This is a genomic window from Chitinophaga sp. W2I13 (assembly GCF_050434005.1).
Taxonomy (GTDB): domain Bacteria; phylum Bacteroidota; class Bacteroidia; order Chitinophagales; family Chitinophagaceae; genus Chitinophaga.
On the sequence record NZ_JBNPWD010000001.1, the window covers coordinates 3,525,477 to 3,546,952 of the forward strand.

General features: G+C 47.8%; 18 protein-coding genes. 8 read left to right on the plus strand and 10 right to left on the minus strand.

The window, feature by feature from the left end; translation table 11 throughout:
• Nucleotides 1–16 precede the first annotated feature (16 nt).
• Entirely contained in the window at nt 17–2,002 is a 1,986-nt protein-coding gene (locus QFZ48_RS14575; protein ID WP_429062785.1) for a DUF7619 domain-containing protein, read from the minus strand.
• A gap of 106 nt (nt 2,003–2,108) precedes the next feature.
• Complete coding sequence (locus QFZ48_RS14580; RefSeq protein WP_429051492.1) at nt 2,109–3,215, minus strand: hypothetical protein; 1,107 nt, start codon at nt 3,213–3,215, stop codon at nt 2,109–2,111.
• A gap of 117 nt (nt 3,216–3,332) precedes the next feature.
• On the opposite strand from QFZ48_RS14580, the gene QFZ48_RS14585 reads away from it, so the two are divergent.
• Nucleotides 3,333–3,923, plus strand: coding sequence for an RNA polymerase sigma factor (locus tag QFZ48_RS14585; protein ID WP_429051491.1), 591 nt, complete (start codon nt 3,333–3,335; stop codon nt 3,921–3,923).
• 3 nt (nt 3,924–3,926) lie between these two features.
• Nucleotides 3,927–4,661 carry an anti-sigma factor family protein gene (locus QFZ48_RS14590; RefSeq protein ID WP_429062787.1) on the plus strand — a complete coding sequence of 245 codons (735 nt, stop codon included), beginning with the start codon at nt 3,927–3,929 and terminating at the stop codon, nt 4,659–4,661.
• Nucleotides 4,662–4,861: 200 nt separating this feature from the next.
• Here QFZ48_RS14590 and QFZ48_RS14595 read toward each other — a convergent pair whose 3' ends face one another.
• From QFZ48_RS14595 to QFZ48_RS14605, 3 genes are all read right to left on the minus strand, one after another.
• Complete coding sequence (locus QFZ48_RS14595; RefSeq protein WP_429062789.1) at nt 4,862–5,326, minus strand: VOC family protein; 465 nt, start codon at nt 5,324–5,326, stop codon at nt 4,862–4,864.
• Between the two features lie 222 nt (nt 5,327–5,548).
• Nucleotides 5,549–6,643 carry a hypothetical protein gene (locus QFZ48_RS14600; RefSeq protein ID WP_429062791.1) on the minus strand — a complete coding sequence of 365 codons (1,095 nt, stop codon included), beginning with the start codon at nt 6,641–6,643 and terminating at the stop codon, nt 5,549–5,551.
• A 184-nt stretch (nt 6,644–6,827) separates the two neighbouring features.
• Entirely contained in the window at nt 6,828–7,352 is a 525-nt protein-coding gene (locus QFZ48_RS14605; RefSeq protein ID WP_429051486.1) for a hypothetical protein, read from the minus strand.
• A gap of 73 nt (nt 7,353–7,425) precedes the next feature.
• Between QFZ48_RS14605 and QFZ48_RS14610 the strand changes: the two genes are divergently transcribed.
• Nucleotides 7,426–9,081, plus strand: coding sequence for a TPM domain-containing protein (locus tag QFZ48_RS14610; protein WP_429062793.1), 1,656 nt, complete (start codon nt 7,426–7,428; stop codon nt 9,079–9,081).
• 72 nt (nt 9,082–9,153) lie between these two features.
• Here the strand turns inward: QFZ48_RS14610 and QFZ48_RS14615 are convergent, their stop codons facing one another.
• The 3 genes from QFZ48_RS14615 to QFZ48_RS14625 form a co-directional block, all read right to left on the minus strand.
• A complete protein-coding gene (locus QFZ48_RS14615) occupies nt 9,154–9,984 on the minus strand; it encodes a DUF6515 family protein (protein WP_429062795.1) in 831 nt (276 codons plus the stop codon).
• 132 nt (nt 9,985–10,116) lie between these two features.
• A complete protein-coding gene (locus tag QFZ48_RS14620) occupies nt 10,117–11,070 on the minus strand; it encodes an ADP-ribosylglycohydrolase family protein (RefSeq protein ID WP_429051481.1) in 954 nt (317 codons plus the stop codon).
• 1,131 nt (nt 11,071–12,201) lie between these two features.
• Nucleotides 12,202–12,405 (minus strand): hypothetical protein, encoded by a 204-nt coding sequence (locus tag QFZ48_RS14625; RefSeq protein ID WP_370912602.1) that lies wholly within the window; start codon nt 12,403–12,405, stop codon nt 12,202–12,204.
• A 156-nt stretch (nt 12,406–12,561) separates the two neighbouring features.
• Between QFZ48_RS14625 and QFZ48_RS14630 the strand changes: the two genes are divergently transcribed.
• The gene (locus tag QFZ48_RS14630; RefSeq protein WP_429051480.1) at nt 12,562–13,458 is read left to right on the plus strand and encodes an aldo/keto reductase; all 897 of its coding nucleotides are present in this window, start codon (nt 12,562–12,564) and stop codon (nt 13,456–13,458) included.
• 66 nt (nt 13,459–13,524) lie between these two features.
• On the plus strand, nt 13,525–14,229 hold the full coding sequence (locus tag QFZ48_RS14635) for a DJ-1/PfpI family protein (protein ID WP_429062796.1): 705 nt from the start codon (nt 13,525–13,527) through the stop codon (nt 14,227–14,229).
• On the opposite strand, the gene QFZ48_RS14640 is transcribed toward QFZ48_RS14635, so the two are convergent.
• Nucleotides 14,177–15,208, minus strand: a complete 1,032-nt coding sequence (locus tag QFZ48_RS14640; RefSeq protein ID WP_429062798.1) for a fatty acid desaturase family protein — start codon at nt 15,206–15,208, stop codon at nt 14,177–14,179. The genes QFZ48_RS14635 and QFZ48_RS14640 overlap by 53 nt on opposite strands.
• A 45-nt stretch (nt 15,209–15,253) precedes the next feature.
• The gene (locus QFZ48_RS14645; RefSeq protein ID WP_370912598.1) at nt 15,254–16,135 is read right to left on the minus strand and encodes a lysophospholipid acyltransferase family protein; all 882 of its coding nucleotides are present in this window, start codon (nt 16,133–16,135) and stop codon (nt 15,254–15,256) included.
• A gap of 153 nt (nt 16,136–16,288) precedes the next feature.
• Here QFZ48_RS14645 and QFZ48_RS14650 point away from each other — a divergent pair, with 153 nt between their 5' ends.
• The 3 genes from QFZ48_RS14650 to QFZ48_RS14660 all read left to right on the plus strand — a co-directional run bounded on the left by QFZ48_RS14650 (nt 16,289) and on the right by QFZ48_RS14660 (nt 21,467).
• Entirely contained in the window at nt 16,289–17,122 is an 834-nt protein-coding gene (locus tag QFZ48_RS14650; RefSeq protein ID WP_429062800.1) for an N-acetylmuramoyl-L-alanine amidase, read from the plus strand.
• Between the two features lie 190 nt (nt 17,123–17,312).
• A complete protein-coding gene (locus QFZ48_RS14655) occupies nt 17,313–17,699 on the plus strand; it encodes a hypothetical protein (protein ID WP_429051473.1) in 387 nt (128 codons plus the stop codon).
• A 585-nt stretch (nt 17,700–18,284) separates the two neighbouring features.
• Complete coding sequence (locus tag QFZ48_RS14660) at nt 18,285–21,467, plus strand: SusC/RagA family TonB-linked outer membrane protein (RefSeq protein ID WP_429062801.1); 3,183 nt, start codon at nt 18,285–18,287, stop codon at nt 21,465–21,467.
• The last annotated feature ends 9 nt before the right edge of the window (nt 21,468–21,476 follow it).

Sequence of the window (21,476 nt, forward strand, 5' to 3'; positions counted from 1 at the left end):
CTGAAGTTATGATTTATTACAGTTTGTAGATAGCGTATACAAAGAAACGATCGGGCGTGTTACCGGTTACCTGCCGCAGGTAACGCAACCCTATTGCCGGTCCGCTTTTTATTTTTCCTATCTGTATATCGGCAAAGGGCGCCGCGTTGATGCTGGCAAACCATTGCGGATCATCTTTGAGCGTTTTACTGACCGTGTTGGTGACCACGTCGGGTTGTTGCACACCGGTCAGGTATACTTTTGACTCAGTAGTAGTTTTGGTAGCAATATTTATTTGCGCCATCGCACCAATACCTACACCGATCCAATTGTTGAGGTTATACCGGAAATGTAACGGCACCAGTTGCAGCGACTGCCGCGTGGTGGTGGTGAGTTCATTCCTGCCCCTGATCAGGTACACCTGGCCGTTTACGGTGGTATCCCGTTTATCGCGTATGATGGTTGTTCCGGAAGATTCCTTTTCCAGCAGGCCGGCAAAGGCTTCCACCTGGAAGTAAGGACGGTCGGGTGCAAAAGGCGCCAATACGGCGCCGAGTTGTAGCGGCCCTTTCAGCGTATAGTCGCCGCTGTTAGGAGAAAACGTATAACCGGCAATAATCCCGGGAGAAAATCCTTTGATAAACCTGGCAGTGGCGCGGTTGGTATAAATGGGCTCGTTTTTATCAAAGATGATGGCCGCGCTGCTGCTGAAAGGAATCTTTTTGGGTTTCTTTTTGAACAGGATGGAATACCGCACAAATCCTTTGGTGGAATCAGGATCGGTAACACCTTCCTGCTGGAGGCCGGGGAGATAAATATTTCTGAAAACAAAATAGATGCTGTCTTTTGTCCGCACGGTATCCATACAGCTTTGCGACTGATAGGCGGAGTCGCAGGCGATGCAAGCAGGGTTTACTTCTTTTAGCTGTATAGTTTCTGTATTCAGTTGCCGTGGCACGGCGATGCCGATGGCCACTCTTTTTGCGGGCCCTTTGCCGGTATTCTGAAATTGAATTTTATAGGTCAGTTCTTTTTTCTTTCCCATAAAACGATAGTTGATCCGGTGTTTCCGCAGTTGCAGCCGGTTGGGGTCGTGGGAATTTACCACGGCCATTTCCAGCTCATATACTTCCGGTTGCGCCAACGCGTTGTCGGGCACCATCATGGCGGTCATGGTAACGGTTGCATTGGTGTCCTGCACCATTTCCGGCAGCGTGTGCATGTTGAGGAAAAGGAATTGTTCTGCGGTTTTGCCGGCATTGCTGAAGTGCAATACGGTATGACTGCTATATGCGCCCTGCATGGCCTGTAACATGGCTTTGGCAGCGGCGTTGTTCACTGCGGGTAAGCCGGCATGGGGGCCACGGGCCAGTGCTACGTCGGGTTCAATACCGGGCGTTTCCAGTTGAGCCAGCAAGGATTGCAGGGAGCTGCTGTCTTCCCCGTGGTAGCTTCTTTTTTCTGTAAGATCAAATGCCGCATGCCCAAACTGTTTCTCGTTATAAAACAACAGGATGGTGCCGCTGCCCGCATCGCCGGCCATATTCCGGTAGCCAATAAGCGCCATGAAGTCCTCGCCAGGTTTGGGGTTCCGGTTTATCTTCATCTCTATATTCCCATTTCCGTGAAAGAAACGGGAAGCCCAGGCGCTGTTCTTTACAGGCTTCTTCACCTTTATGGGCCTGGGTTTGGTGGGCGGCGCCTTACCATCGTCGTAGTTATTGGTGGCGTATAGGCGTACCTGGTAGGTGCCGGTATCTTTGTAGTGCAGTTCCGGCGTTGGACTAAAACTAAACGTGCCATCTCCCAGTTCCCAGAAATATGTATAGAAAGATGCGGGGGCGCCGGCTATCTGGCGCAGTGGGCGCAGCTTTGCAACGAGGTGCATACTGTCGTCGGTACCTTGTACTTCAATTTCCGGAGGAAGGGTATCCTGCGGAAATGATGGAGGTACAGGGGATTGCGCCATCACAACGCTTTGAAAGAAAAGTAATAGTGCTGCCAGGAGAGCTGTAGGTTGCATATAACATAAATATAAATAAATATTATATAAAAGCAGCAATAAGCCAACCGGGGGATTGACTTATTGCCTTCAGATTTGGAGTACTTGTAAACGGATAACAGGCCGGTTATTTGGAATTCATGCTGTTAATTAACGACAACAACGTAGCGGCATCCACAGCCTGCAGATCAAAGCTTACGGTGGAATAGTTATCGCTGCCTGCCGGTGTGCCGATGGTAACTGTTTTCTGTTCTGCATACAGCTGGCCATTTACGGCGCTGATAGCGAGGAAGGTGCCTTCCAGTCCTACGGGGATAGAGGTCTGGTAGCTATGGAAGCCTTCTTTACCAGCGGGAGGCGTCATAATAACGTTGTAGAATTTTACCAGTGTATTATAGTTTTTGGGTTTGAAGAACAGCATGCTGGGTTGTTCGCCGCCGTAGCTGCTGCCTGTTTCATTGTTAAAGTGATTAGTGAAATAAGCCATCACCGTGGTTTTGGGATTAGGCATATTAGCCAGTCCATCGCAGTTAACCCATCGGATAAGGCTGTCGAGCCGGAAGTTCATGGAGCCATTGGATGAATTGAACAGTGCATAACTGCTCTGGATCTGGTTCCATAACACGCCCCTCGAAATAGTGTGCTCGGTGGTAATGGTCACGGGCTGGTTGATGTAGTTAAAGCCGTGCTGGGTAACAGATACGGTGGTGTCGCCGTTCCACATCGGCACTTCTTTCATGCCATTCAGTACGTTATCTGCCGGTCTGGCGGGTACCTGTACCATGATGCCTTTGCCGGTATCATTCTTCGGTCGCAGGCCAAGGTCCTGATTGTTCTGGACGGCTCTCACAAAAAATTCTCCAAATGATACCAGCATCTTCCCATCGGCAGTAACAGTGGCTTTGTCCGACAGGATCATACTGCTCACATCCCTGATCTCTTTGATACTGATATCTACTGCGCCCGTAACAGGTGCCCCGCCGGCAGTAATAAAAACGTTGGGAGGAATATTGAATTTTGTTCCCTGGCTGGTAGTGATAACGCCGCCCGCTGCTGCATTTATGCTGAAGTGTTCAAATGGTCGGGCGTGACCGTCCAGGAATTCGGCCAGCATTTTAGCGTCCTGGCCTTTTTCCGGGCCGGGTATTTCCTGGCTGTTATTCTTTTTACAGGAAGAAATAGCCAGTGCGGCAGCTACCAGGCAGGTGATCGACGTTAAGGTAATCGCTTTCATAAAAGATATTTTTGTTGAGTAATGTTTTTGCTTGTTTGATAGTAGATCAACAGCCCTTTTATTTTGTTACCCCCTTTCCGGAATATTTTTTTAGAAAGATGTACTTTTAGTCAGCGCATGTTCCTGTCAACCCATGCGAATCACTTCCAGATGAGTATTCACCCCGACCAGCGATACCTTGAAGGTCTGCTCCAGAACGATACGTTGCTGGTGCAGGAGATTTATCAGCGTTTTGCGGGAAAGATCAAACACCATATCCTGCAACATCAGGGTACGGAAGATGATGCTGCCGATATTTTCCAGGAGTCCATTATAGATGTATACCACCAGGCAAAGTACAAACAGCTGCAGCTTACCTGTCCCTTTGAACCGTTCTTTTTATTGATCTGTAAAAGGAAATGGCTGAATGAACTAAAAAAAAGAGGCCGTCAGCCGGTAACAAAAAGACTGGATGATTTATATGATGTGGGAGAAGATGTATTTGCCGCGGCCGAACAGGTGGTAAAAGAGGAAGCCCGGATAGGCATCTACCTGGAACAGTTTGAACGGTTGGGGGAGAAGTGCCGGGAAATTCTCCGGCAATCGCTGACCGGTGAAGCCCAGGAAAAAATTGCAGCGGCCATGGGGGTTTCCTATGGTTATCTGCGGAAGAAAAAATCGGAGTGCATGGCTACATTGTTATCCTATATTCAGGCTCAGAAAATTTAGTGTATGGCTGCTTATAACCAGGAAGATATTATCCGTTACGTAGAAGGCGACATGCAGCCGGAAGAACTGCTGCAATTTGAAGCGGCCCTCCGGGAAGATGCTGCTTTGTCCGCATCGGTACAGCAATACCGCGAGGTCATTGCTGCCTTGTCGGACCGCTTAAAGCCTGATCCGGGGCTTCAGCAGTTGAAAACCACCCTGGAGGCACAACGCGCTGAACATTTCCGGCGTACAGGGAAAGTGGTGGGCTTTAAAAAGTACCTGGTCACAATCGGTATGGCCGCAGCGGTGCTGGGCGGGATCTTCTTATTCCGCTTTTATTCCCGCGATACCGGTTACATGGATACCTATGGCAATATTGAAATGCAGGTAGCCGCGGAGCGGGGAAATAGTGAGGATACACTGTTACAGTCAGCTGCATTATATTTTAACGAGAAGGCCTACACGAAGGTGATCCCTTTACTGGACAGCTATCTCAAAACAGATAGTAGCAGTCAAACCGCCCTTTATTACCGGGGAATAGCCCTTATCCAAACGGGTGCGGTGCAAACAGGTATGAAAGACCTGGTGAAAGTATACGAAGGGGAATCAGTATTTAAATATGATGCTGTGTTTTATATTGCCCTGTATCACGCACAGGCGCAGCATAAAAAGGAGGCACTGACCTGGTTAAAGAAAATTCCGGCGGATGCCTCTGCTGCGGCGAAAGCTGCTGCGCTGGAGAAAGAATTGAAATAACGCGGATTTTGTCTTTCTCGCTGATTATACTGATTAGTTTGATTTTTACTTTTGGATTTTATAAAGGATTAAGGGAGATAGAAGCGGATATATTCGCTCTTATCTCCCTTAATTATTAAATCAGAAAAAATCCAAAAGTAAAAATCAAACTAATCAGTATAATCAGCGTAATCAGCGAGAAAGACAAAATTCGCGTATGATCAGTATTTATCGTCATTGATCTCCAGCCAGTAACCATCCGGGTCACGGAGGTAGATCTGCTGTACGCCATCCACTCTTTTGTTGATAGCACCGGCTTTGCCTGGCCAGTCTTCAAAAGGAATCTGGTGCTTTTTCAATACTTCCACGAAAGCCTGCATATCAGGCACGCTGAAGCAAAGGTGCGTGTTTTTGTCGTGCGCAGTGGCTTTGGCTGCGCCGGAAATAACGTGTACATGGCTGTTCTCACCCACTTTGAACCAGCTGTGTCTTCCATCTTTAAAGGGCTCTTCCATTGGTTCCAGCCCAATAATATCCCGGTAAAATTCCGTGCTTATTTTCAGATCTACTACGTACAACGCCATGTGGTTCAGCGATGGATACTTCTTTGCTTGTCCGCTCATGTGAATAGAAATACCGGTAAGCGCCAGAAAGAGGAGGCCGCCGGATAATAAAAACTTTTTCATACAAACAAGATAATGAGCACAAATGAAAAGTGCAAGAGCGGATGTTGTCTTTCTCGCTGATTACGCTGATTTACTTTTTTTGATTTTTTAAAAGATTTTGGGAGATATCAGCGATATACCCGCTGATATCTCCCAAAATCTTTTAAAATCCAAATAAAATCCAAAAGTAGAAATCAAATTAATCAGTAAAATCAGCGTAATCCTGAGAAAGACAACATCCGCTTAATTCGCTGCTTTGAATGCCACCGATTCAATAACCACGTCCAGTTTTTTCAGTGCAGGCATATCGGAGCGGAGTATTTTGTCGCCGGTGACCTGGTCGTATTGCTTGGGATCGCCGGTGTTATTGGCTTTCAGTATAACGATCACGCTTTTGCCTTCCAGGGCGCCGCCGTTCCAGCTGGATACCATTCCGCCGTTGGTCCATTCAAATGCGTTCAGCTTAAAGGGGCGGCCATTTACCTTGATGAGTTTATCCAATGGGTCGCCGGCTTTGATGCCGTAAGGCGATTTCCATTTGGAGGGGTAGTGCGAAAAGGTAAGGATGTTGCCATTTTCGCCGTCAAACTGTACTTCCAGTTCATTATCGGTATCAGGATAGATCAGGTAAGCCTCGCCTTCTTTTTCGCCGGAGAGGTTGATGGCATCATGCTGGGTAACGTTATTGACGCCGTACATTTCCACCAGTTGTTCCGGGGTGCGTACCTGGAACAGGGGGCGTACTTCCCAGTTACGTGTATCCGCTGCCGGTGCAGAGGTGGTAGCTTCCGCATTACCAGTTGCCGTGGTGGCGGTGCTTTCATTGCCGCTGCTGGTGCTGGCCGGGGCGGTGGCTGCTGCCTGGTTGGCTGCTGCTACTTCCGCAATGGTAGCAGGTGGCTTTTTACCGGTTACCGGGCCTGTATAGGTGGCCAGGAAATCCGTTTTATCTTCCATGAGGGCTTTTACTTCGCCCTTATACTTGTTGGCGGTGTAGGTGGCAATGGGGAATACGCTGTTGGTTTGAAGTCCCATACTGCGCAGGTTGGTAATAAACCGTTGCCGGTTACAGTCGCTGTACTGGTAAAGGTATTTCAGCGCGGCGTCCAGGGCTACCGGGTCTTTTTTCAGGTCAAAAACAGTAGAGTCGATATCCAGGCCGGCATTACCACTGCGGGTGAGCTGTTCAGCGATGTACCCGGTGATGGAATCATGCGGCAGCTGGTAGTGAGCGGCCACCCGGGCGGAGAAATCGTCTACGATATTTTGACTGAGTTTCGTTTGCGCGGTGAGTGTCACCGGAACGAGAAGGGCAACCAATATGAAAAACCTTTTCATGTGAGCTGTATTGAGAATCTTTAAAACTAACAACGTTAACTGGTTTGAGATCACTAATTTATGTAATCTTTGCCACAGCAGTTACCATTACCGCAATAATAGCGGGAATTAGTAAAACGTATGGATACTGAAATATAGTATTTTTAGAGGCAGGGGACGCCAAAGAAATGCCGTTACGGCGCGTTTATGGTGGAGATGGTACACTGTCGCGGGTTTTAATAAACGCCCCGTAATGCTTTTTTATATCCGCATAGATGTCGTAGTCGGAAGCGTTTTTAATAAATGAATATTCCGGGCGGTAGTACCGCATAAAAAGCTGGAGGCTGTCGCCATCGAGCCGGGTCACTTTATTCACCATCGAGGGGGTGTATACACTGTTTACATACATCTCCTGTTCTTTATCCAGCAACATATGTTTGAAGGCGATCTTCTTTTTATTCTTCTTAAACTGCGTAACCCGGTATAGTTTGTTGATATCAACGGCGGTGATCTTGTAAACTTCGAACCATTTGGGCCGGCGGAAGGTCATCTCTCTGCTGTATTCTTCCCGGAAGGCAGCAGAATCTTTAAAAAAATTATACCGGACAATATTCACTGTTTTCAGTTGTACCGGTGGTTTCGTGGTGGTATCGGCAGTTTTGGCCTGTGCAAAACTGCGGGTCGCGGCAAAGCATAATATAATTATCCAGGTGGTTACTACGGGCTTCATCGGCAGTTAAAATACTTTCTTCTGTTGAAAGAAAAAATTAAATAAACATATCTTCGGCACAGAAAATATTCTGATGAAGTATCAACCGCTTTTATTGAAATGCTTATTGCTGGCATTGCTGATTGGTTTCCTGGCGTCGTGTGATCAAAGCAAAAAACAAAAGTTCAGCGTGGAAGATGTACCGGATCCCAAAAAATCCGGTGGGGGGTATGTAAGTAATCCCGACCAGCTGATTTCAGCAGCTGCCGTGAATGAGCTGAATGAAAAGTTATCCACTATGGATAACGCTGGTAAGGCGCAGGTGGCGGTGGTCATACTGCACAGTATCGGCGACAATGAAACGCGCGACTTTGCCCATAAACTGTTTAATTACTGGAAAATAGGAGATAAGGAAAAAAATAACGGGCTGCTGATCCTGATGGTGGAAGATGCCCGTAAACTGGAATTTGAAACGGGGTATGGCCTTGAGGCAGATATGCCGGATATTATCTGTTTTCGTATCCAGCAGGAATATATGATCCCGCGCATCAAAGAGCACAACTATGATGCAGCCTTTACGGACGGTATTAAGTCAGTGGCCTCCCTGTTTGATAACGGCAACTATGCATACAATATGCTGCCGGATCTGCCCCGGGCTGATTCCTCCCTGATGGCTGCCGATACCATAGTTATTGCCGGAGACGAGGCCACCATGCCGGCCACCATGCCGGCCACCGTGCCGGCGACAGATGGCGACGTAATAGACGTAGCTCCCCAATCATTTGCCAGTACAGATCAGGCCACCAATTCCGCTTCCAATGACTATACCGGCGATTTCTCGTTTACTGCCATTATCTTCTGGTTATTCGCCTCGGCGGCAATGATGCATGTTTTCTTCGGGAAAAAAGCAAAGCGGAGGGACGATGATCCGGATGCGGAGCCATTGGCCATAACGGCTGTTCCCAATGAATTCCTGCGTCCACGCTGGATTGGCCTGATCATTATTCACGCTATCGCTTTCTATACCATTTTTTATATCGCTACAAAGCGGCACACAGATGTAGGCTTTCTGAAAGTATTCCTGGTCTACTACCTGGTGTGGCTGGTGTTTATGCATGCAGCGGTGTTGCTGATCATGCTCCGTTCTGCAGTGATGCTGAGAAATGATGACCGCCACCTGAAATGGCTGCGGTTGGAGGTATTGAGGAGGGATCTGCGGATTGCCGGTTACGTGTTCCCACTGCCCTATTTATGGCTGTATATGATGTGGCTGAAGTCCCGGCTCAATCATCTGCGGAACGATGTGTATGATTGCCCGCAATGCACACATGCGATGCATAAACTGGATGAAGCAGATGATAACACCTACCTGGAAAAGGGGCAGGTGGTGGAGGAAGAACTGGATTCGGTTGACTATGACGTATGGCGCTGCGATACCTGCAATACCCAAACAGTACTGAATTACACGAATATGCGCTCCGCGCTGGCAGATTGCCCATCTTGCAAACATAAAACCTATAAGTGTAAGAAAACGGTGACGAAAAAGCGCGCAACCACTTCCTCCGAAGGGTGGGGTATCAAGGAATATGCCTGTGCATTTTGTGCTTATGCACATGACTACCAGTTTGTTATTCCAAAGATATCCAAATCATCATCATCTTCTTCTTCCGGAAGCTCTTCGTCATCGTCCTCTTCTTCCAGCTGGGGTGGCGGGTCTTCGGGCGGTGGCGGAGCAAGCAGCAGCTGGTAAATCCTTTCTCCCGGAATAAAAAAGAGCCGGTGTAAAACCGGCTCTCCTGTTAAACTGAATAACTATGTTGTTTTAATTATCGGCATTCATTTTACCAACCACTTTATATCCTGCGATAGAATTATCGCTGTTCAGAACTGACTGGTAATACATGCCGTCTGGTGATAAGTAATACTGCTGACCATTGATGTTCACGGAGCGGCTGTTATCCGGCAGCTGTGAAACCATATCTGTACCACTGTTGCCTGCGCCGTTATCGGGATTGTTATTTCCCTGGTCATCATTAATGGTCACTGTTTTATCGCCTATTTTACCATTTTTGCCAACTACTACATAACGTCTGCCGTTATCCGTCATGGACTCCTGGTAATAGGTGCCATTCAGTTCGTAATAGGTATTTCCGTCTACCTGTATTTCTTCTGCGCCTTCCGGCAGGTCCGGTACTGCTGCGCCGACGGGAGCTTCCACTACTTTATAGCCTTTGGTATCGCCGGTCGACTGGTAATAGGTTCCTCCGTAATAGTACATTGGACCAAAGGAGGCGCCCAGGGAGAAGTAACCGAAAGGCAGTGAGGAAACATATAATCCCAATGGCGGGAAGAACGGATTGTAGTAAGGTCTGTACCAGGGACGTCCGTAATATACGCGTCCGCGGTAAACCGGGCCACGATAACCGTGATAATAGCCTCTGTTTACCGGGGCCACTACCCGTGGAGAATACATGCGGGGGGACGCGTATACCCTGCCGCTACCGCCTGACCGGAATCCTCCGCCACCGCCATGATAACCTCCACCGCGGCCACCGCCCTGACCTGAGCTAACACGTTGCGCATAGGCGTTGCTTACTGTAAATGTGCCCAACAGGCCAACCAGCACAAACAGTATATAAAGTCTGTTTTTCATTTTTTTTAACATTTGGTAATCGTCTCTTCAGTTCTCTTTCGCTGTCATTTATTAGACGGTAAAGGGGGCTTGAAGTTTAACTGCAATACCATATAATGCAAAAATGCGGCCGGTTTGCTGAAATGCGGCTGTTTACTGGGTGCTGGTAGTATTAATAGCCGCCATAAAGCGTTTGGCGAGATTTCCTATCTCCGCTGATTTTACCACCTGGTTTATCCACTGGGCAGGCAGCTGGTCAAACCCGTAGTGGAGGCCCGCCGCCGCACCGGCCACTGCGCCGGTGGTATCTGTATCTCCTCCCAGGTTTACAGCAGTGAGCACGCAGCTTTGGTAATCCTGCGTAGTGAGCAGGCACCAGAGGGCGCTTTCCAGGGTATGTATTACGTAACCGGAGCTAAGGATCTGTTGTTCAGGGATAGCGGCTATATTTTGCTGTAATACACGCTCATAAAGCTTTATTTCCGCCGGATTAAAGGGCTGGGTGCCCAGGTAGGCGTTTACACTCCGCTGCATCTGCAAATAAGCCTCCCGGAGATCTTTCAGGGAAAGCAGCGCCCGGAGAAATTCCACGTAGATAAAACAGCCCAGTACCGAGCGGAAATGCTGGTGCGTAATGCCAGACACTTCCCGGATAACCTGGTAACGCGTATGGATATCATTTTCGTTGGTGAGGAACAGGGCAAGCGGCATCATGCGCATTAAAGATCCGTTGCCGTTTTCAAATTCCTCAAATCCACCGCTTACCAGGGGCGACGTGCCGGTACTTACCCTCAGCAGCGCCCGGCGGGTAGTATGACCAATATCAAATACCTCGTTATGCGCGCCCCAGTAACCTTCCGATGACCAGCGCACAAACGACTGCGCCATGTTTTGAAGGTTGTAACCGGTTATCAGGCTTTCCGCTGTGCAGAAAGTGAGGGAGGAATCATCTGAAAATGTGCCGGGAGGCTGATTCCAGCATCCATATCCCGTGAGGGTGGTAATGGGATTTTCTGAGAGATAACTACGCGTTTTGAATTCTACCGGTACGCCCAATGCATCGCCGATAGCGATACCGTAAAAAGCGCCTGTAATTTCTTGTTGCATGGGATAGAATAACTAACGTTAAGGTATATATGAAATTATAGCAATGAATATACGGTTGATTTGTTAATTCTGACCATCAGAATATGATATTTATACAACAAATTTTTTGATCTCCGGTATTCATTTTATTCAGCATTTTTTTGTTCCATTCAGGATTGTTCATTGTAATAATGGCTGCAAAACCTGTTTTCCGGGAATGGTAACTCCCTACCTTTGCTTTATCACGATGAACATATCGCTGAAAAGAATTACCGAAAATCTGTTTTTTAGCTTGTCTGGAGCATTTATATAACCTTGTTGTCACAGTTAACCCGGTTACAATACAAAGGTTATTCAACCATTATTAGCAGCGCCAAATAGCTGGCTATTCCTTGTATTTATTTATTGAAAACGAAAATTAACCCACATGCAATCTTTTTTGTTCAACCGGCATTTTCAAACATGCACATTTCTTGGACATTACCACTATCAGTTATTTTTTTTTGTGTTGAATTAGCAGAACAGCTGTTGCTTTCGGTACGCCAGGTCCTGATCAGGGTTCAGGAAGATCAGGCATAGGAAAATGGTGATGTATTACCGGCATTGATATGCGGTAACTGGTCAGACCTGGTTTTACCGGATAGCTGTCACGGGAGCGGCATGTACACTTGCAGCTAAAAGTATTCATTGTTTGTTCCCGGCTACAGTTAACCAATCAAATCCTATTCACATGGGGTGATAGTACATACAAGAACGGACCGTTTTTCCAGGCAGTCCGGTTTTTTTAACATTGAGATGAACATTTAGTTGAAGTCTTTGCGACGCATGTTAAACGGGGCCGCTTATTCAGGTAGTCCCCTGTTTTTCAATCCCATAAAAATTTTATATGAAAAGATTATTGGAGTGCAACATACACGATGGAAGCTTTATGCCCTGGACCGTTTTTCTAAACGGTCCCCATTACCGGAATCACCAATATGAAGGCGCATACCCTGCATATTGTTTAAATATAAAGCCATACGCTAAACCGATCAGTGTAGAAACGAGATCATTTATGCTGCGATTGATTCGGAAAACCGGGGGACTGTTTTTCCAGGCGGTCCCCATCTTTGAAAACCAGGCTGGCAACAGTCTTCCTGATACAACGCTTTTTCATAGGTTCAATTTGATTTGGGAAAGGAAGGGACCATCTTTCCAGATGGTCCTGATTTCTTCCTCCGGATCATCCTGACGAAATTCATTCAACAATGGATCGGACATACTAAAAAACAGGGGCTGTTTTTCCAGGCGGCCCCATCTCCTGACCAACACATGGTAACGCAGCGGCAGTGCCGCGCTTACTGCAACATAGCTCATTTTTGAGGTGGACGTAAATTGATATCGGGGCTGTTTATCAAAACAGCCCACTATTTTAAACCGGATTTATGTGAAAAATGAAAGTTTTGGTGATAACTTCGTTACCTGCACTTTCACAGAAAGCGCTTGTTGAAAACATCGTAAACCCGGAAACGCATGCAATATCACCTCCTCGGAAAATCAGGCCTCGCCGTCAGTGAAATCGGATTCGGCTGCATGTCGCTCGGAAATGATGATGCCGCTAACGCAAGCCTTCTTCATCACGCCTGCGACCAGGGAATCAATTTCTTTGATACCGCCGACCTCTATGAACACGGGCAAAATGAAATCACCATAGGCAAAGCACTGCAGGACAGAAGATCATCTGTAATCATCGCCACCAAAGTAGGGAACCAGTGGAAAGAAGATGGCAGCGGATGGGACTGGAATCCCCGCAAAGCATACATCATGGCGGCTGTAGAAGCAAGTTTACAACGGCTGAAAACAGATTATATCGACCTGTATCAGCTACATGGCGGCACTATTGCCGATCCCATAGATGAAACAATTGAGGCCTTTGAAACCCTGCAACAGCAAGGGAAAATAAGGTATTATGGCATCTCTTCCATCCGCCCCAATGTGATCCGCGAGTATGTACAGCGGTCGGGTATGGTAAGTGTAATGATGCAATACAGCCTGCTGGACCGGCGTCCGGAAGAAACGGCGTTCCCTTTATTGCTGGAAAACAACATCGGTGTGCTGGCAAGGGGAAGTGTGGCAAAAGGCCTGCTGGTAAATAAACCCGCGGCGCCTTACCTCAACTATACTGCGGAAGAAGTGAGCGCTGCCGCCGCTGCGGTAAAAACGTTCAGCACAGCTTCCCGGGATGCTGCGCAAACGGCGCTGCGGTTTGTATTGCAGCAGCCGGCGGTTTCCAGCGCTGTGGTAGGCATACGCACCACCGCACAACTGGAAGATGCACTGCGCGCTGTGAAATCCGCAGCACTGCTGCCGGATGAAATAAAAAAACTGCAACAGGCAGTAACCATAAACACGTATGATCAGCACCGGTAGCAATTTGCGCTGCTCCCTGCCTTCATGCTGCTTACATTATATTGTACCCCATCTAAAGCCGCTGTTATGCAAAAACTGAAAGTAGGAATGTTATTGTTTCCTGAGTTAACCGTCCTCGATTTTACAGGACCTTACGATGTATTTGTGAAGGCGCCCTGTTTTGAAGTGATCGTTATCGGGGAAACCACTGGTATTATCCAGGCAGAAGGCGGCTTGTTGCTGCAGCCACAGGTAGCGCTGGCGGATTGTCCGCAACTGGATATTATTTTTGTTCCCGGTGGGAGAGGAATCAATGGGTTACTCACCAACGCCGTAGTGCTGAAGTTTCTGCAGGATCAGGCGGTAAAGGCAAAGTATATCACATCTGTTTGTACAGGTGCATTGGTGCTGGCCGCAGCAGGATTGCTCGATGGATTCAAGGCTACTACTCACTGGCGTTCGCTGGAATTGTTACGGATGTTCGGTGTGGAAACGGTAGAAGAAAGAGTAGTGAGAGACCGGAGCCGCATTACCGGCGGGGGCGTAACCGCAGGCATCGATTTCGGATTGGTGCTGACAGCACTTATAGCCGGAGATGAAGTGGCTAAAATTATACAGCTGCAACTGGAATATAATCCCGCGCCGCCATTCAGGGCAGGATCGCCACATACCGCGGGATTGCCGGTGCTGCAAAAAGCAAAAGAACTCAGCGCGCAGATGCTGGATGCCAGGAAGAAAATTATCCGGCAACTACTGCAGGATCGCGCTCCCTCCTCAGCAGGGTCCTCCTGATACTGCGTACTTCACGCAGGCTGATCATCCGGTTTTGTTCAGGATCCCATACCTTCAGCCGGAAACAGGCGCACACATCCCGGAAGCCCAGGCTGGTGGTTTTAACAGACTGCATGGCAGGTATCTTTTGCATTACTTCCGGTAAACGGTAAAAGGGAATACGTGCATTCAGGTGATGAATATGATGATAGCCAATATTGCCGGTAAACCATTTCATTACAGGATTCATTACCATATAGCTGGAAGACAACAGTGCGGCCTTATCATAACACCATTCCTTGTTTACATTGAACGTAACGCCCGGAAAATTATGCTGCGCATAAAAAAGATAGGCGCCCAGTCCGCATGCAATGGTAAACGGAATCAAGATAAACAACAACCAGCTTTGCCAGCCCAGGAAGTAAATCACAGCCGCGCTACCACCGATATGAATGATCAGCGCCAGTAAAGAATCCAGGTGTTTACGCGGACTGCTTAAAAAAGACTGTACACACATGCCGATCATAAACATCGACAGGTAACCGGCTGCAATTGTTATCGGGTGGCGGCTGAACAGGTAAGTTCTCCTCTCTGCCGGTGTTATGGATTCAAATTTCTTACGGGTAATAATAGGGTAGGAGCCAATGCTGGCGCTGAACAACTTCGAATTATGTTTATGGTGGTAATCGTGCGAACGCTTCCAGATACTGGAAGGCGCCAGCACATATACCCCGAAAGTAACCATGATTGCTTCCGCTAACCAGGATTTATGCAGAATAGCATGATGCTGATGATCATGATAAATAACAAACATCCTTACGATCAGTAATCCGGAAAGAATACTGGCCATTATTTTAAGTACCAGGTCAGGCAATACCAGGGTGCCTGTTAAGGCCAGCATCAACAGTAGTAATGTTGATATTGTATAGAGCCAGCTTTTGGCTCTCTCTTCGCGCGCATATGGCTTGGTAGCCAGTATCAGTTGTTTCCCTTCCAGCATAATTGTCGTAGGATGATCTATCTTAAGTTGTTGTTTGTAAAATGATTAAATAACGGCAGGGCGTTTGTGTTTCCACCTTTTGTGCGACCAAAGCCACGTTGCTGGTTGGGAAACAATGTCCTCTTCCAGTTTACGGGTATGTGCGGAGGTAATGGCGCCGTCTTTTTCTTCAGCCGGCGTGGCGGTCAGTAATTCAGCCGACACGGTGTAGTAGCCTCTCTTTTCGCGTTGCACGGTTACATACACTACCGGGTAATTCATTTTCTGTGCTATTTTTTCAGTGCCCTTGAAAACAGGCGTATCCTGGTGAAGGAAGTTGAGCCATTGCGCTGTTTTCGGCTGTGGGGCCTGGTCAGCAATAAAAGCAGTGGCATTTACTTCTCCACGGTTTTGCACCATGTCGCGGAAGGTGTCCTGCATGGCAATCAGCTTGGTGCCAAAGCGGGTACGCATGCGGTACATGAGACCGTTAAAATGTTTGTTGGCCAGCGGGTGATAGATAACATAAAGCTGCTGGCGGCACAGTATGCTAAACGTATTTCCTGCCCATTCCCAGTTTCCTTTGTGCCCCATTACAAGTACCGCACTTTTTTTCTCTGCTTCGAGCTGGTTAAAAAGCTCCACTGTAGCCGGTGTAAAGCTGCAGTGTTTCACCATCGCTGTTTTGCTGATGGTAAGCGTTTTAAACGTTTCCAGGAAAAGATCACAGAGGTAATGATAGAAATCTTTGCATATACGTTGGATCTCTGCGTCACTCTTTTCTGGAAAAGAATTCCGCAAATTCTGAAGAACCACCTTTTTACGGTAGCCCATCACGTAATATAACAACACATATACTGCGTCAGAAACCAGGTAAAGCACACGGAATGGCAGTAGCGATAACGCGTAGATCAGTGGTAACAGTAAGTAGTAGGCAATAGCAGACAATGTGGCACAGGTTTTTGATACTTCGAAAAGTATTATTGAAAATGTAAATGTATACCTTAAAGAACACTTTTCATAGTATCCGTAAAAAAAACGATGCATTGGTTCATTTAGTATCTTTATCAGGTAGTGTTGTCTAAACTTTAACAGTTCCAGATGAAGACCATAGCCCGATTTGCGAGATACGGCTGCCTGCTGGCAGCGATTGGCGGCCTTTCTTATTGCGCCCGTAACCCATATGCCGCCACCAATAAGGTTTACCGGCAGGAAGCTAAAACCTACGCGAAGGTGTTGCGTGAGCAGCCCGGAGCGCTGAATGGCGCCGGCGGCGCAGAAGCCCCCTCCTGGGTAGGCACGGTGAACTTCAATATGAGGAAACCCAGTCTTGTTATCATACATCATACCGCTCAGAATTCATGTGAACAAACACTGAAAACGTTTACCCTGCAAAGAACCCAGGTAAGCGCCCATTATGTGATATGCCGTAATGGAGCCATCCATCATATGCTGAACGATTATCTCCGCGCCTGGCACGGAGGCGTCGCCAAATGGGGCAACCTCACGGATATCAATTCTTCTTCCATCGGTATAGAGCTGGACAACAACGGCAAGGAACCTTTCGATTCCGCCCAGATCCGCAGCCTGTTAGTGTTACTGGACACCCTTCAGCACCGCTACAATATCCCCGCAGCCAACTTCATCGGCCATGGCGACATCGCCCCCGGCAGAAAAGTAGACCCCAGCGCCTGGTTCCCCTGGCATCAACTGGCCGATAAAGGCTTTGGCCTCTGGTATAAAGACACCAGCAATACCATCGTGCCCCAAACATTCGACCCGTTGCTCTCGCTTCGCATCATCGGGTACGATGTGAAAGACTCCACCGCCGCCATCATGGCCTTTAAACGCCACTTTATACCGGAAGACAGCCTCCCGGGTCTTGATGACGCCGGCCGGAAAATAATGTTCAACCTGCAGCAGCAATACCAGTGATCTGTTAGAAAGACACCCAACTTTACTTTTACCCCTATGTTTCTGCAAAGATTATTTTGTGGAGTGGGATAAATATCATATTTTAATAATGAGTTAAAAAGAGATATAAACCAAAATCAGCAATCAAGAGACCCATTTTCCCGGACTTGTTATTATACCTAATCTCCATGTTATACTAATCTTTCTTGTTATGAAACGTTCTTTTAAATTCCCGTTACTGCTGGCAGCAGCCAGCATCGCATTGCTATGCTGGCCCCGTGAACAGGCCACCGCACAAACAGACCATCCCGCAAAAGATTCTTCCTGCCTGGTGAAAACAGATGTCAGCTACGATTTTGCAGATAATATGCACAAAAAAGTAAACGACATCATAGAAGATAAACTTGCCGGTGGTATCGAAGAAAGCGGCAGGGTCACCTGGGAAAATTCTCCCGACGCCCCGGAATATTACCAGGTAGTACTGCGCAAAACAAAGGTGACCATCAAATATAAAGGCACCATTTGCGAAGACAGGATGATCTGGCAGAATATTGAAGACTGTAAGTCTGAGCTCAAAAAGCTGCTCGGGGCGAAGTAAATGACATTTTCAAAAGAATTTACCGGGAAATGCCTTCCCGGTAAATTCCCGCGAAGCTGGTTACCTGTAAACCAAATGCAGGATTACCCAAAACTGGTGTAAGCCAAAACCAGGACTATCTCACCTGTGTTATAAACCGGCCTCAGGAAGAGATAGTGTATTGGGAGTGCATTAATAGTGCATTAATAGTGCATGAGGAGTGCATGGGAAGTGTATAGATAGTCCATAGCATACGCATATTTCAGGCATGGCTGAAGCATCCGTGAAGTAACACTGGCATTATCTCCATGTATCCGTTACCTGCTCATTTCAGTGATAAACTCTCTGACCGGAATCGCCCCGCGGTTACCGCCATCCCATACGCACAATGCCCGCCCGACAGCTCTTCCCTGCTAAATATTTAGCAGCATCCTCCCGCTGTTTTCACAGCCCATATAGTCTATAAATTTTGTAGATTAGTAATTGTACCTTACTTTTGCCCCCGATATCACCAACTGATTATACACCAAAAAAGAAATGCCAAAATCTGAACGGTGTAACCATATCCGCAAAGATCTGAGTCAACTTATAAATCAAGTACAAAGCATGAATTACGTAAAAAGGCTGTTATGCCTGCTGCCCGGTTTACTGTGGCTGCAGCAGAGCATTGCCCAGGAAATCAGGGTAAACGGGGTAGTCACATCCCGTTCGGATGCACAGAACATACCCGGCGCAATTGTTCAGGTGAAGGGAACCGGTCGCGGTACACAAACCGATCCGGACGGAAAGTATTCGATCAGTGCGCAGGTGAATGATACGCTGCAATTTTCCTCACTAGGCTTTGAAACAACGTTTGCCGTTGTAGGAAACAATAAAGTGATCAACATCTCCCTGGAAAACAGTAACAGGAAACTGGAAGAAGTAGTAGTGACCGCCCTGGGCATTTCCCGCGAAAAGAAATCACTCGGCTACGCTGTGCAGGAATTAAAATCAAAAGACATTTCTGAAGCAAAGGAAACCAACCTGGTAAACGCATTGTCCGGAAAGATAGCAGGCGTACAGGTTACCAACAGCCAGGGTAACCTCGGCTCTTCCCGCATCGTGATTCGTGGCGAAACCTCCATTGCAGGTTATAACCAGCCACTGTTTGTACTGGATGGCGTGCCGGTAGACAACAGCCAGCTCGGTATTGGCACAGGCCGCGATTTTGCCAATGCCATTTCGGATATCAACCCTGATGACATTGCCTCCATCAGCGTTCTGAAAGGCCCCAATGCGGCGGCATTGTACGGATCGCGCGCTTCCAGCGGCGTAATCGTCATCAAAACAAAAACAGGAAAAGATACCAAAGGAGGCATGGGCGTGACCGTAAATTCCGGCGCCACCTTTGAAAAACTCCTCATCCTGCCCGACTTTCAGAACTCCTACGGACAAGGTACCGGCGGACAATTCTCCTATAAAGACGGTAAAGGCGGCGGCATTAACGACGGCGTTGATGAAAGCTGGGGGCCGAAAATGGACGGACGCCTCATCCCGCAGTTCTTCTCCAATGGCGAAGCAGTACCGTTTGTAGCACATCCCGATAACGTAAGAGATTTCTATGTTACCGGGTATACATTGAATAACGGTTTATCTGTAGGCGGCACCAACGAAAAACTGGATTACCGGTTCTCTTATAACAATACCAAACAAGGCGGCATTTTACCAAATACCGGTATTACCCGTAATACCTTCACCGCCAGTAATACGTTCCGTATTACACCAAAACTCACCCTCAGTACCTATGCCAATTACGTGCGCAGCGCTGCCGATAATCTTCCCGGTGTAGATGGCCGGCGCGGTAACAGCGTTACCCTCCAGTTCATCTGGTTTGGCCGCCAGGTAGATGTGAGCAAACTGAAAAACTACAAAAATGCAGATGGTACCGATTACAACTGGAACCACAGTTACTACAGCAACCCTTACTGGATCCAGAACGAGAATACAGTAGGCATGCTGCGCAACCGTTTCCTCGGTAACGCCCGTCTGTCGTACCAGATCCAGGATTGGCTCACCGCCAGCTTCCGCATTGGTACCGACTACTACCAGGACAGACGCAAATATAAAATTGCTTACTACACCAATGGTACGCCATTCGGTTCTTATACAGAAGATGCCTACGCAGTTAGCGAAACCAATGGCGAGTTTACATTAAACGCCAAGAAAAAACTAAACAGCGATTTTGATATCGATGTGTTGGCCGGCGCCAACCTCCGCTCTAATCAGCTGGAACAAAACTACCAGCAGGCGCCACGCCTGGCAGTGAAAGATGTATACACACTGAACAACTCCCGCGATCCGCTCATCTCTACCAGTTTGCTCAACAGGCAGAAAGTGTACAGCGGATTTGCAGCAGCGCAGGTAGGTTACCGCAATTATGCGTTCGTGAATTTAACCGCGCGTAACGACTGGTCATCCACACTCCCAAGAGGCAGCAACTCTTATTTTTATCCTTCTGTAAATGCCAGCCTGGTGCTGTCTGAAGCGCTGCATATCCAGGGCGAGGCACTCTCCCTGCTGAAACTGCGCGGCGGATGGGCACAGGTAGGAAAGGACACCGATCCTTACCAAGAAATCAATACCTATCCATTCAACCAGCCGTTTGGCTCACTGCCGTTACTCACCGTGTCGGATAAGTACCTGAATAAAGACCTGAAACCGGAAATCACCACTTCAACAGAAGTAGGGGTGGAAGCCGGATTTATCGATAACCGCGTACGGCTGGATGTTACGTACTACAGCTCCCACAGCCGCAACCAGATCCTGCTGGCGGATGTGAGCTCAACTACCGGCTATCTGAAGAAACTGCTCAATACAGGCGAACTCAGTAACCATGGTGTGGAAGTAATGCTGGGACTAACGCCCATCACTACACGCTCCGGGTTTCGCTGGGATGCGAACATCAATTATGCCCGTAATGTGAGTAAAGTAATAGAACTTGATGCAGATGGATATCTCACCAACTATGTACTCGGCAGCTCCGGTAATATCCAGGTACTTGCCAGCAAAGGCCAGCGCTATGGCGCTCTTTATGGCATTGCCTATAAAAGAGACAGCGAGAACAGGATCCTGGTTAATGCAGATGGTACCCCGGCTGTAGATCCGAGTAAAAAAATATTAGGCTACTACACACCAAAATGGACAGGTAGCATCAACAATAATTTCTCCTTCAAAGGGTTTAACCTGAGCTTCCTGATAGACACCAAACAAGGCGGTTCCATCTGGTCCGGTACCAATGCCACCGGTATGAGTACCGGTGTACTGGCAGCAACCATGCCAGGTCGCGACCAGGAACATGGCGGGTTGCCTTACTATAATGATGGCTCTAAAAATGTTCAGCTGCCGGATCATAACGCCACCGCACCTGGCGGCTTTACCGTGAAACACGACGGGATCATCTTCGACGGCTACACAGCAGACGGTAAGAAGAATACCGCTATCCTGCCCGCACAAAACTATTACAAGGCCGTATACAGCAGCAACCTGAATGAAAGCGCTGTATATGACGCGTCCTTTGTTAAACTGCGTGAAATAAAAGTAGGATATACTTTACCGGTTTCCCTGGTGAAGAAATGGGGACTACAGGCGGTGAATGTGGCGCTGGTAGGACGGAATCTCGGGTACCTGCACAAGAACACACCGAACATAGATCCCGAAACAGCCTTTAATACCGGTAACGGGCAGGGACTGGAAACGCTGCAGATACCTACTACCCGCAGCTTTGGCTTTAACCTGAATGTTTCATTTTAATGATTGATT